Source organism: Bradyrhizobium sp. ORS 86, from assembly GCF_045571475.1.
Classification (GTDB): domain Bacteria; phylum Pseudomonadota; class Alphaproteobacteria; order Rhizobiales; family Xanthobacteraceae; genus Bradyrhizobium.
The window spans coordinates 6,312,325-6,324,823 of the sequence record NZ_CP120699.1 but is presented as its reverse complement, the minus strand read 5'-3'; the positions used below and the strand labels follow the sequence as shown (position 1 = coordinate 6,324,823).

At 64.7% G+C, this 12,499-nt stretch carries 11 protein-coding genes; 8 read left to right on the top strand and 3 right to left on the bottom strand.

The window, feature by feature from the left end:
* The first annotated feature begins 245 nt into the window (after positions 1-245).
* From P6U25_RS29130 to P6U25_RS29120, 3 genes are all read left to right on the top strand, one after another.
* Positions 246-1,172 carry an SMP-30/gluconolactonase/LRE family protein gene (locus P6U25_RS29130; protein ID WP_407148198.1) on the top strand — a complete coding sequence of 309 codons (927 nt, stop codon included), beginning with the start codon at positions 246-248 and terminating at the stop codon, positions 1,170-1,172.
* A gap of 136 nt (positions 1,173-1,308) precedes the next feature.
* Complete coding sequence (locus tag P6U25_RS29125; protein WP_407148197.1) at positions 1,309-1,902, top strand: GNAT family N-acetyltransferase; 594 nt, start codon at positions 1,309-1,311, stop codon at positions 1,900-1,902.
* A 28-nt stretch (positions 1,903-1,930) separates the two neighbouring features.
* Positions 1,931-3,574, top strand: coding sequence for a GMC family oxidoreductase (locus tag P6U25_RS29120; RefSeq protein ID WP_407148196.1), 1,644 nt, complete (start codon positions 1,931-1,933; stop codon positions 3,572-3,574).
* Between the two features lie 147 nt (positions 3,575-3,721).
* Here the strand turns inward: P6U25_RS29120 and P6U25_RS29115 are convergent, their stop codons facing one another.
* Together P6U25_RS29115 and P6U25_RS29110 are read right to left on the bottom strand one after the other, a co-directional pair.
* Complete coding sequence (locus P6U25_RS29115) at positions 3,722-5,224, bottom strand: flavin-containing monooxygenase (protein WP_407148195.1); 1,503 nt, start codon at positions 5,222-5,224, stop codon at positions 3,722-3,724.
* A gap of 78 nt (positions 5,225-5,302) precedes the next feature.
* Positions 5,303-6,145, bottom strand: coding sequence for an AAA family ATPase (locus tag P6U25_RS29110; RefSeq protein ID WP_407148194.1), 843 nt, complete (start codon positions 6,143-6,145; stop codon positions 5,303-5,305).
* A gap of 332 nt (positions 6,146-6,477) precedes the next feature.
* On the opposite strand from P6U25_RS29110, the gene P6U25_RS29105 reads away from it, so the two are divergent.
* The 3 genes from P6U25_RS29105 (at position 6,478) to sseA (ending at position 9,179) form a co-directional block, all read left to right on the top strand.
* Complete coding sequence (locus tag P6U25_RS29105; protein WP_407148193.1) at positions 6,478-7,653, top strand: vWA domain-containing protein; 1,176 nt, start codon at positions 6,478-6,480, stop codon at positions 7,651-7,653.
* A gap of 113 nt (positions 7,654-7,766) precedes the next feature.
* The gene (locus P6U25_RS29100) at positions 7,767-8,180 is read left to right on the top strand and encodes a rhodanese-like domain-containing protein (RefSeq protein ID WP_407148192.1); all 414 of its coding nucleotides are present in this window, start codon (positions 7,767-7,769) and stop codon (positions 8,178-8,180) included.
* A gap of 141 nt (positions 8,181-8,321) precedes the next feature.
* The gene (gene sseA / locus P6U25_RS29095; RefSeq protein ID WP_407148191.1) at positions 8,322-9,179 is read left to right on the top strand and encodes a 3-mercaptopyruvate sulfurtransferase; all 858 of its coding nucleotides are present in this window, start codon (positions 8,322-8,324) and stop codon (positions 9,177-9,179) included.
* Positions 9,180-9,187: 8 nt separating this feature from the next.
* Here sseA and P6U25_RS29090 read toward each other — a convergent pair whose 3' ends face one another.
* The gene (locus tag P6U25_RS29090; protein ID WP_407148190.1) at positions 9,188-10,102 is read right to left on the bottom strand and encodes a hypothetical protein; all 915 of its coding nucleotides are present in this window, start codon (positions 10,100-10,102) and stop codon (positions 9,188-9,190) included.
* A gap of 327 nt (positions 10,103-10,429) precedes the next feature.
* On the opposite strand from P6U25_RS29090, the gene P6U25_RS29085 reads away from it, so the two are divergent.
* Positions 10,430-11,629 (top strand): L,D-transpeptidase family protein, encoded by a 1,200-nt coding sequence (locus P6U25_RS29085; RefSeq protein WP_407148189.1) that lies wholly within the window; start codon positions 10,430-10,432, stop codon positions 11,627-11,629.
* A gap of 93 nt (positions 11,630-11,722) precedes the next feature.
* Positions 11,723-12,472, top strand: a complete 750-nt coding sequence (locus tag P6U25_RS29080) for a DUF4336 domain-containing protein (RefSeq protein WP_407148188.1) — start codon at positions 11,723-11,725, stop codon at positions 12,470-12,472.
* Positions 12,473-12,499: the final 27 nt, after the last annotated feature.

Below are 12,499 nucleotides of genomic sequence, written 5' to 3'. Positions count from 1 at the left end.
ACACTGGCCGCGGAGTATGGGTCCCTGCTTTCGCAGGGACGACGGCGTTGTATGTGGCGCGACATCGGGCCCAACCCTAGCCGACGATACCATCATTGCGGTGCCCTCAACATCAACGCCGGGCAGCGTTGCGGCCCGATTGCTTGGCAAGCCAAATCCGCTTTGCCATAACAGGACGAAACAACACGGTGCGCGTGGGGGACCGCGAGGGAATCCGCCTGCAGCCCAAGAGCCGGGAGGATGCCATGGCCAATATTCGAGTTCTCGCCACCGATCTGGAGTTTCCCGAAGGCCCGGTCGTCATGCCCGATGGCTCGGTCGTGCTGGTCGAAATCCGCGGCCAGCGCCTGACCCGGGTCTATCCCGACGGGCGCAAGGAAGTGGTCGCAAAGGTCCCGGGCGGCCCGAACGGCGCCGCGCTCGGTCCCGACGGCAAGATGTATGTCTGCAACAACGGCGGCTTCTCCTGGATTCCGACCCGCAACATGATCATGCCGGGACCGCAGCCGGAGGATTATCTCGGTGGCTCGATCCAGCGCGTCGATCTGCAGTCCGGCAAGGTCGAGACCGTCGTCACCAAATGCGGCGAGCACGAGCTACGCGGGCCGAACGACCTGGTGTTCGACAAGCAGGGCGGCCTGTGGTTCTCCGACCTCGGCAAGCGCCGCGCCCGCGACATGGATGTCGGTGCGTTCTATTATCTGAAGCCCGGCATGACCGAGATCGTCGAAGCCGTGCACGGCATCCTGCCGGCCAACGGCATCGGGCTGTCGCCGGACGAGAAGACCGTCTACATCGCGGAAACGCCGACCGCGCGGCTGTGGGCCTACGAAGTCTCCGAGCCCGGCACCGTCAAGCCGCGCGACGTGATCTATCGCGGCGAGCGCGGCAAGCCGATCGCAGGCCTCGGCGGTTATCAGATGTTCGATTCGCTCGCTGTGGAGGCGAGCGGCAATGTCTGCGTCGCGACGCTGGTCTCGGGCTGCATCTCGGTGATCGCGCCCGACGGCACGCTCGTCGAGCAAGTGCCGACCGGCGACCGCGTCACGACCAACATCGCCTTCGGCGGCCCGGAGCTGAAAACCGCCTACATCACGCTGTCGGGCAAGGGCGAGCTGATTGCGATGGACTGGTCGCGGCCGGGTTTGCCGCTGAACTTCTTGAACAAGTGACGATAGGCAAATGATAGACCCTCATGGTGAGGAGGCGCGAAGCGCCGTCTCGAACCATGCGGCCCGAACGGTGGCCTCATCCTTCGAGACGCGCTGCAAGTGAAGCGCTCCTCAGGATGAGGAGAGAGGATCGAAAATGCCCTGGCTTGAACCGGTTACCCTTCGCGGCACCCATGCGCGGCTGGAGCCGCTGTCGCATGATCATGTTGCCGGCCTGACCGAGGCGGTGAAGGACGGCGAGCTCTGGAAGCTCTGGTACACGGCCGTTCCGAAGCCGGAGAACATGACCAAGGAGATCGATCGCCGGCTCGGCCTGCAGGCCGCCGGCTCCATGCTGCCGTTCACGGTGTTCGATGCCGCGGGGCAGATCAGCGGCATGACGACATACATGAACGTCGATACGCCGAACCGCCGCGTCGAGATCGGGTCGACCTGGTACGCCAAGCGTGTGCAGCGCAGCGCGGTCAATACGCAGTGCAAACTGCTGCTGCTCTCCCATGCCTTCGAGAAGCTCGACTGCATCGCGGTTGAGTTCCGCACGCATTTCTTCAATCACCAGAGCCGCCGCGGCATCGAACGTCTCGGCGCCAAGCAGGACGGCATCCTGCGCAGCCATCAGATCTCGCCCAACGGCACGTTGCGAGATACGGTGGTTTACAGCATCATCGCCAGCGAATGGCCGACGGTGAAGGCGCACCTCAATTATCAACTCAACGACAAGCCGCGCTGACACCGCAGTCGGCGCGAGAAACGAGACGATGGAAACGTTCGATTATGTGATCATCGGCGCAGGCTCCGCCGGGAGCGTGCTGACCAATCGCTTGAGTGAAGATCCCGGTGTCAGAGTCTGTGTGCTCGAGGCGGGGCCGAGCGACTGGCACCCTTACATCCATTTGCCGGCCGGCTTCATCAAGACCTTCCACATGAAGAGCGTGAATTGGGCCTATCAGCAGGAGGTGGGTCCCTACACCGGTGGGCGCAGCATCTACGCGCCGCGCGGCAAGACGCTCGGCGGCTCGTCCTCGATCAACGGCCACATCTACAACCGCGGCCAGCGCCAGGATTTCGACACCTGGGCGCAGCTCGGCAATCGCGGCTGGGGCTACCCCGACGTGCTGCCCTATTTCCGGCGCATGGAGAAGCGGATCGGCGAGGGCGACGACACCTATCGCGGCCGCGACGGCAACCTCACCGTCACCACGATGGACTGGCAGGACCCGCTCTGCGAGGCCTTCATGAACGGCGCCGTCAGCCTCGGCATTCCGCGCAACCCGGACTATAACGGCAAGATCCAGGAAGGCGTCTCCTACTGCCAGCGCACCATCCGGAATGGCCGCCGCGTCAGCGCCGCGACCGCCTTCCTGCATCCGGCGCGCCGGCGGCCGAATGTCGATGTGCGCACCCATGCGCATGTCACCGGCATCATCTTCGAGGGCAAGCGGGCCGTCGGTGTGCGCTACAACAGGGGCGGCAAATACGGCGATCCGCTCGAGATCCGCGCCACCAAGGAGGTCATCCTCTCCGGCGGCGCCTACAACTCGCCGCAGCTTTTGCAGCTCTCCGGCGTCGGCTCGCCCGACCTGTTGAAGTCGCACGGCATCGAGGTGCGCCACGCGCTGCCGGGTGTCGGCGAGGGACTGCAGGATCACTACGCGCCGCGTTCGGTGGCGCGGGTCAAGAACATCAGGACTATCAACGAGCTTCGCCGCGGCATGAGCCTGTGGGTCGAGGCGCTGAAATGGGCGACGACGCGGCGCGGGCTGCTGTCGCTGTCGCCGACCATGGTTTACTGCTTCTGGCATTCCGGCGAGACCACCGAAAGCTCCGACCTGCAGCTCACCTTCACGCCGGCGAGCTACAAGGAAGGCGTGCAGGGCCAGCTCGAGGACGAGCCCGGCATGACGGTGGCGTCCTGGCAGCAGCGGCCGGAAAGCCGCGGCTATGTCCGGATCCGCTCCGCCGATCCGTTCCAGGCGCCGATCATCCAGACCAACTATCTCGCCGAGGAGATCGACCGCCGCGTCGTCGTCGCTGGCATGAAGCTGGCGCGCCGGCTGCTCGCCTCCGAGCCGCTGAAGCCGTATTTCGCTTATGAAGACTTTCCCGGTCCCAAGGTGCAAAGCGACGACGAATTTCTCGCCGCCGCGACCCAGCGCGGCACCACCACCTTCCATCCCGGCTGCACTTGCCGGATGGGTCCTGCGGATGCGCCCTGGGCCGTGGTCGACGACCAGCTTCGTGTCCACGGCATGGAGGGCCTGCGCGTGATCGACGCCTCGATCATGCCGCGGATGATCTCGGCCAATCTCAATGCCTCGACGCTGATGATCGCCGACAAGGCCTCCGACATGATCCGCGGCAAGCCGCCCGAGGCATCGGCGAAGCTCGAGGAATATGCGTGAGGGCCGTTTGGGCTGATCGAGCGCCGCATATCCCCTCATGGTGAGGAGCCGCGTAGCGGCGTCTCGAACCATGGGGCCCGGCCGAGGCCTCATCCTTCGAGACGCGCGTTCCGCGCTCCTCAGGATGAGGGGAACGAGCAGAGGAGCTCAGCCGTAGACGAACGCCTTGTCCTTGAGGTCGATCGCCGGGAATTCGTCCTTCTCGGCCCAGTAGTCCTGGTTGTGCTGCCACTCCGGCTTGTCGCCGCGCTTCGGCAACAGGTGCATGCCGCGCATCATGTAGCCGGGGTTGAAGTTCTCCGGATCGATCCACGGCAGCAACGGCATGTTGTGGTCTTCAGGGCGCAGCGCCGGCGTCACCTTGGTCGCGCCGGTCTCCTTCATGTGTTTGAGCATGCGGCAGACGAAGTCGGCGACGAGGTCGACGCGCAGCGTCCAGCTTGCGCGGAAATAGCCGAACACCCAGACGAGGTTCGGCACGCCGGTGAACATCATGCCGCGATAGGTCACGGTATCGGCGAAATCGAGCGGCTTGCCATCGATCTCGAAGTCAATGTCGCCGTTGGCGGAGAGGTGGAAGCCGGTCGCGGTGATGATGATGTCGGCCTCGAACTCCTTGCCGGACTTGAGCAGGATGCCTTTCTCGGTGAAGCGGTCGATCTCGTCAGTGACAACGGAGGCCTTGCCGCCCTTGATCGCCTGGAACAGGTCGCCGTCCGGAATGAAGGCGATGCGCTGCCGCCACGGCCGGTAGCGCGGTGTGAAGTGGGTGGCGATGTCGTAGTCCTTGCCGAGATAAGCCTCAACCGCCGACAGCAAGTCCTTCTTGGCGGCCTCGGGCTCGGCGAAGGTCTTGCGGGTGAAGGCGTCCTGGTCGAACAGGATCTTGCGGCGGGTGATCTCGTGGATCCAGGTCTCGTCGACCTGCAGCTTGCGCAGCTCCTCGGCGATCTCGATCGCGTTGCGGCCGGTGCGGAAATAGGTCGGCGAGCGTTGCAGCATGGTGACGTGGCCGGCGTCCTTGGCCATCGCCGGGATCAGCGTCGCGGCGGTGGCACCGGAGCCGATCACGACCACGCGCTTGCCCTTGTAGTCGAGGTCCTCGGGCCACTTCTGCGGATGCACGATCGGGCCCTTGAACTTCGCCATGTCGGTCCATTCGGGCGTGTAGCCCTCGGCGTGCCGGTAATAGCCCTGGCACATCCAGAAGAAATTGGCGGTGAAGCGCAGCTTCTCGCCAGTGTCGATGCGCGTCGCATCGATGGTCCAGAGATTGGTCTCGTTCGACCACTTCGCCGCGGTGATGGTGTGGCGATAGCGGATGTGCGGCGCGAGGTGGTTCTCCTCGATCACCTCGCCCATGTATTTGAGGATCTCGGCCGCGGTCGCGATCGGCGCGCTCGTCCACGGCTTGAAGCGATAGCCGAAGGTATGCAGGTCGCTGTCGGAGCGGATGCCGGGATAGCGATGGGTGGACCAGGTGCCGCCGAACGTCTTCTGCGTCTCCAGCACCAAGAAGCTGGTGCCACGGCATTGCGTGGTGAGGTGGTAGGCGGCGCCGACGCCGGAGATGCCGGCGCCCGCGATCAGGACGTCGAAATGCTCAGATGTGACGGGCTCGGCGGCGCGGATTTGGGTCTGGACGTTCATGTTCCCTGGTCTTCTTGTTTGTTGAGTTATGAAAGTAAGACGCCGGGACCATGGCCCCGGCGCTCGCCGATATCGGAGCTAGACCTCGCGGCGGCTGAGGAACGCCAGCCGCTCGAACAGATGCACGTCCTGCTCGTTCTTCAGGAGCGCGCCGTGCAGCGGCGGGATCAGCTTGCGCGGATCGCGCTCACGCAGCATCTCAGGCGTGATGTCCTCGTTCAGGAGCAGCTTGAGCCAGTCGAGCAGCTCGGAGGTCGAGGGCTTCTTCTTCAGGCCGGGCACCTCGCGCACTTCGAAGAAGATGCGCAGCGCCTCTTCCACCAGCCGCTTCTTGATGTTGGGAAAGTGCACGTCGACGATCTTGCCCATCGTCTCGGAGTCCGGGAACTTGATGTAGTGGAAGAAGCAACGGCGCAGGAAGGCGTCCGGCAGCTCCTTCTCGTTGTTCGATGTGATCATCACGATCGGGCGCAGCTTCGCCTTGATGGTCTCGCCGGTTTCGTAGACGTGGAACTCCATACGGTCGAGCTCGAGCAGCAGGTCGTTGGGGAATTCGATGTCGGCCTTGTCGATCTCGTCGATCAGCAGCACCGGGCGCTTCTGGTTGGTGAAGGCTTCCCACAGCTTGCCACGCTTGATGTAGTTCTTGATGTCGGACACGCGCGCGTCGCCGAGCTGGCTGTCGCGCAGGCGCGACACGGCATCGTATTCGTAGAGGCCCTGCTGCGCCTTGGTGGTGGATTTGATGTGCCAGGTGAGCAGCGGCGCGTCGAGCGCCTTGGCGACTTCCTCGGCCAGCACTGTCTTGCCGGTGCCGGGCTCGCCCTTCACCAGGAGCGGGCGCTCGAGCACGATGGCGGCATTGACGGCGACCTTGAGGTCATCGGTTGCGACGTAGTCCTTGGTACCCGTGAATTTCATCTATCTCTTTGCCTTGGTTCGTTCGGTGGTCGCGCGGGCGCCCACACGAAACGACCGCTCTCACAGCGGTCGGATGTCCTCTTCAATGTCCTGTCACGCGTAATTGTAGTTGAAATAGCCGGGCGGTCTAGCGCGGATTCCGCACCGCAGCGGTGCCGAAAGCGGTATCCGCATGGAATGTCAGGCATCATGTTTCCGCTCTGCGGAATGATCGAGCGCCTGCGCGCGCTGTGCAACACGCTGTCGCCGGGTAGAAACGCGTGGCTGATCTCGGGAGGGAGCACGGCCGGGGCCCCTTGACGGCACCGGCCCCGCGGGCGATCTAGGTAAGTATGTTCCTGCAGTTTTTCACATCGCTGCGCGACGCCCAGGTCCCCGTGACGCTACGGGAATATCTGACGTTGATGGAAGCGCTCGACGCCGATCTCGCCGAACAGTCGGTCGAGAACTTCTACTATTTGTCGCGCTCCGCGCTGGTGAAGGATGAGCGCAACCTCGACAAGTTCGACCGCGTGTTCGGCTCCGTGTTCAAGGGGCTGGAGAGCCTGCTCGATGCCATGGACAAGGCGGAGATCCCCGAGGAGTGGCTGAAGAAGCTCGCGGAGAAATATCTCACCGAGGAAGAGAAGAAACAGATCGAGGCCATGGGCTGGGACAAGCTCATGGAGACGCTGAAAAAGCGGCTCGAGGAGCAGAAGGGCCGTCACCAGGGCGGCAGCAAGTGGATCGGCACCGCCGGCACGTCTCCGTTTGGCGCCCATGGCTACAATCCCGAAGGCGTCCGCATCGGTCAGGAGAAGAACCGCAACAACCGCGCCGTGAAGGTGTGGGACAAGCGCGAGTTCAAGGATCTCGACGGCAATGTCGAGCTCGGCATCCGCAACATCAAGGTCGCGCTGCGCCGCTTGCGCAAATTCGCGCGGACTGGCGCACCTGATGAACTCGATCTCGACACCACGATCAAGGAGACCGCCAACCACGGCTATCTCGACGTGCACATGCGCCCTGAGCGGCGCAACGCGGTCAAGGTGCTGGTGTTCTTCGATATCGGCGGCTCGATGGATTCGCATATCGAGCAGGTCGAGGAATTGTTCTCGGCCGCCAAGAGCGAATTCAAGCACATGGAGTATTTCTACTTCCACAACTGCCTCTATGAAGGCGTGTGGAAGCAGAATAAGCGGCGCTTCACCGACCGCACGCCGACCTGGGACGTGCTGCACAAATATCCGCACGACTACAAGGTGGTGTTCGTCGGCGACGCGTCGATGTCGCCTTACGAGATCATGGTCCCCGGCGGCTCGGTCGAGCATGTCAACGAGGAGGCCGGCTCGGTCTGGCTCGACCGCATCATCCGTACCTACCCTCACGCGGTGTGGCTCAATCCGGTGGCGCAGAAGCACTGGGACTATTCGGAATCGACCACCATCATCCGCCGCATCTTCTCCGAGCGCATGTATCCGATCACGATCGAGGGTCTGGAGAATGCGATGAGGGAGCTGGTGCGATAGTTGTTGCTGTTATTCCGGACAGACGCGTGGCGGCTGATCCGGAATCTCGAGATTCCGGGTCTGGTCCTTCGGACCACCCGGAATGGCGATCAAGAAGATGTAAGGGAAACCCCATGCCCCAGACCATTCACCGCGGCATCAAGGCGATGATCGACGAAGCCAATGCCGAGATCGAGACCATCAGCGCCGCCGATGCGATCACGCTGATCGGCAAGGACGACGTCGTCATCGTCGACATCCGCGATCCGCGCGAGATCGAGCGCGACGGCAGGATCCCCGGCGCCTTCTCCTGCACCCGCGGCATGCTGGAATTCTGGATCGACCCGAAGAGTCCGTACGCCAAGCCGATCTTCCAGGAGGACAAGAAGTTCATCTTCCACTGCGCCGGCGGCCTGCGCTCGGCGCTCGCCGCCAAGACCGCAAAGGACATGGGCCTGAAGCCGGTCGCGCATATGGGCGGCGGTTTCGCCGCATGGCGCGATGCCGGCGGGCCAATCGAGGCGTGGGAGCCGAAGAAGAAGGAGTGAGAGACTCTATCCTCGTCATTCCGGGGCGCGCGGAGCGCGAACCCGGAATCCAGAGGTTGTCTTGCGAGATTCTTACATGCGCAATTGCGCATCATAGTTCGATGCTGCGCATCGCCCCGGAATGACGAAGGAGCTAACGGCATGACCGCCACCGACGATCCGCTTGTCTCAACCGAATGGCTGGCCGCGCATCTCGGCGACGCCAAGGTGAAGGTGCTCGACGCGACCTTCAAGCTGCCGGGTGTGCTGCCGCTGCCGAAGGACGACTATCTCGCCGCGCATCTGCCGGGCGCTGCGTTCTTCGACGTCGATGCAGTGTCGGATCATTCCAACCCGCTGCCGCACATGTTTCCAAGCGCCGAGCAGTTCGGCCGCGATGTCGGTGCGCTCGGCATCAGCAATGCGGACACCGTCGTGATCTACGATGCAGGCGGCTGGGTCGCCGCGCCACGCGCCTGGTGGATGTTCCTCTCCTACGGCCACCGCGATGTTCGCATCCTCAATGGCGGTTTGAAGAAGTGGCGCGCCGAGGGCCGGCCGGTCGAGAGCGGCGAGGTCAAGCCCAAGCCTGCGAGCTTCAAGGCGAGCTACGATCCGAACCGCGTGCGCAACATCGAGCAGATGATCGCCAATGTCGAAAATCGCAAAGAGCAGGTGATCGACGCCCGCGCCGCCGACCGCTTCGAGGGCCGCGCGCCGGAGCCGCGGCCGGGCATCCGCGCGGGCCACATCCCCGGCGCCCGCAACGTCCCCTACAACCTCTTGTTCGATGCTGCGACCGGCGCGATGAAGCCGCTCGACGATCTGCGCGCGGCGTTTACGGGGGCCGGCGTGAAACTCGATTCACCGATCGTGACGAGCTGCGGCTCGGGCGTCTCGGCCGCCGTGCTGACGCTCGCGCTCTACCGGCTCGGCGTCACCGACACTGCGCTGTATGACGGCTCGTGGTCCGAATGGGGACAGGCTGGGGGCCCGTCGATCGCAACCGGGCCGGCCTGACGACGGCGCTATCGCCGGGTCACCGGCACGGGGTTGCCGAACGGATCCAGCACCTGCGGCTGAACCACCGCCTGCCGGGCGGGTCGCGCGCGGCTCGCCCGACGGGGCTGCTTGCGAGGCGCCGGCTTGCTACTCGCGCTGTGGTCCGGCTTCTGCTTCGTCTCGACGGTCGCTTGCTTCGTCCCGGCAGGCTTCTGTGGAGCGGGCTGTTCGATCACGACTTCCGGTCCACCCAGTGTCGCAATCCTGCTCTCGGCCGCGATCGTTTCGGGCGACGGCGGCGGCGCGGGCTCTGGTGCGACCATGGCAGGTGCTGATGCCGCGGGCGCGGGCTCGCTTGTTGCGGCAGGAGGCTCGGCCACTGCGGCCACCTTCGGCTCGATGGGAGTGGGCGCGGCTTCGGCGGCCGCCGGAGCAGGCGAGGGCGGCGGCGAAGCATCCGCACGCGGTGGCACGGCCTCGGCTGGCGGCGGGAGGTCCATGACAGGAGCCTGCGGCGTGGCTTCAGCGGCCTGCACCGGCGCGGGACTCTCCATGGTCTGCGCGTCAGGCGCGGGGGCGGCCGGCGGAGGCGGATCATCCGTCTTCACGGTGGCGACCTTCTCCGGCTCAGCGGCCGGCGACGGCTCCGCGGTGATGATCGGCTCGGACGCGGCCGGAAGCGATGGCGGTGGGCTATCGGCTGTCACCGTGTCGGCGAATGGCTCGTTCGCGGGTGGTGGCGGGTCGACGCGGGCCATCGCCAGCACCGGCGAGGTTTCCGGCTGCTGGGCAAACTGCGGCTCGGGCGGAGCCTGGCGTGCGGGTATGCTGGCGAATTCCTCATGCGCGGCACGAAGCAACGCTGCGGCACCCAACCCGAACACCAGGAGCGACGTCGCCAGCACGATCGCAGCGAACAGGAAACGGAGGCCGGGAAGCATGGACGCGGGTTCCCCCTTCTGCGGGAGGTCTTGATGAACGGGGAACGCGGTGACCACTCGAGAAAGCCCGTGTCGCGAGCGCGAATCAGGCTGATTCGAGGATATCGCAACGCTTGAAGACTGTTTGTTACAAAATGCAGGCGATCGATGACTTTGGGCACGTAGACGGTCTTTCCCATGTCATGAGAGACCGTGGCCGTAGTCACACGGGATCACAAAATGCCCGAATTGAGCCGGGTTTCGCGGATTTGTCTTGAATGCGCCGCTATCTTCCGTCATTGGGCCGTTAACGGTCCGGTGTGGCTTGGGGTCTATACAAGAGCAATGATGATCAACCGCATTCTGACGATTTGCGCTGCCGCGGCTCTTGGCGTGGCAGGAACCTCGTTTGCGCATGCACAGCAGGGTTATCCGGCGCCGCAGGGTCCCGCCTATTCGGCGACGCCCCAGCCCTACTCGCCGGGCAACATGCCGAACTTCGACGCCATCGACGACGACGATGCGCCGCAGAGTTCGGCCGCCTTGCCGCCGCCCGGTCCCGTGATGTCCCCGGACGACCCGCGTTACGGCCGCCCGATGAATGCCCAGCCGGCTTACTCCGACCGGGCGCCGACAGGCCCGGTGATGTCGCCGGATGATCCGCGCTACGGTCGCCCGATGGGCCCGCCGCCGGTGATCTATGCCGATCGCCCACAGAGCGGATCGCAGCAGCAGCCTTATGGTGACGGCGGCGTTCCCGCCGCCAACGTCGTCTATCCCGCCAATCCGAACGGGGATGATCGCAGCGGCATGCGTCCGCCGGGCGCGGTCAATGCGGCCGGCGTCACCGGAACGGTGCCGCCGCAGTCGGCTCCGATCGGCGCCGACGGCAAGCCGGTGCAGATTGCTGCCCTGCCGCCGGAGGAGCAGCCGGAAGACGGCCCGGCGCAACTGGCGCCGAACCTGCGGCGCCAGGAAGTGGCGTTCCAGACCAAGGAGCCGGCAGGCACCATCGTGGTCGATACGCCGCACACCTACCTCTATTACGTGCTCGGCAACGGCCGGGCGATCCGCTACGGCGTCCGGGTCGGTCGCGACGGCTTCACTTGGACCGGCGTGCAGAAGATCACCCGTAAGGCCGAGTGGCCGGATTGGCATCCGCCGCCGGAGATGATCGAGCGTCAGCCCTATCTGCCGCGCTTCATGGCCGGCGGACCCGGCAACCCGCTCGGCGCCCGTGCGATGTATCTCGGCTCGACCGTGTACCGCATTCACGGCACCAACCAGCCGTCCACCATCGGCAAGTTCGTGTCGTCGGGCTGCATCGGCATGCTGAACGAAGACGTCTCGGACCTGTTCGATCGGGTCAAGGTCGGCACTCGCGTGGTGGTCTGGCCGGGCAACCCGCCGGCGGGAACGGCGACGGCATCCGCTGCGCCGACGCCCGACAGCACGTCGGTGGCCGCTGCGGCCCCACAGGCCGCACCGCTTCCCGGCACGCAGCCGACCTCGGTGCAGCCGCTGCCGGCACCGGTCACGGTCCGCTAGGCCGGCGCACAATTCATCGGAAAAGGCGCGCGAAGAGCGCGCCTTTTTTGTAACAAGCTGGGCATCTCGACGTTGCGGCCGCGAGGCAATGCGATGCACGAAGCTCACCTCATCTATCCGCCGCTGAATACGCCGAAGCCGGTTGTCGACGATGTGTGGGTCGTCGACGGCCCGGTGATCCGGTTCGGCCCGCGCTGGCTCGAGATGCCGTTTCCGACGCGTGCGACGATCATTCGTCTCGACGAGGGCAGGCTGTTCATTCATTCGCCGACGCCGCTGGATGACGCGCTTAAGGCCGAGATTGCACGCCTCGGCAAGCCCTGCTGGATCGTCGGACCAAACCGGCTGCACTATTGGTGGATACCGGATTGGCAGACCGCCTATCCCGAGGCCCGCGTCTATCTCGCCCCGGGGATCAGGCAGCAGGCCGGCGCGCGGCTGGCTTGCGATGGCGAGACGCTGGATCGGCCATCTGGCTATCCCTGGGATGACACGATCGCGACATTGCCGGTCGCAGGGACGTACATGACGGAGGTCGTGTTCTTCCATCGCCCGTCGCGGACATTGGTGCTGACCGACCTGATCGAGAACTTCGAGGCGGACCGGATCAACTCACCACTGATGCGATTTCTGATCTGGATCGGCGGCGTGCGCGATCCCGACGGCAGCACGCCGCGCGATATGCGGCTGACCTTCGCGAAGAATCATGCCGTGGTGAAGGCCGCCGTTGCCCGTATGATCGAATGGAATCCCGAACGGATCATCCTCGCCCACGGCCGCTGGTACGACCGTGACGGGACTGCCGAGCTTCAACGCGCATTTCGCTGGATATTGAAGTCGTAGAGGGAGCTGCGGCTCTTGCAACTCTGC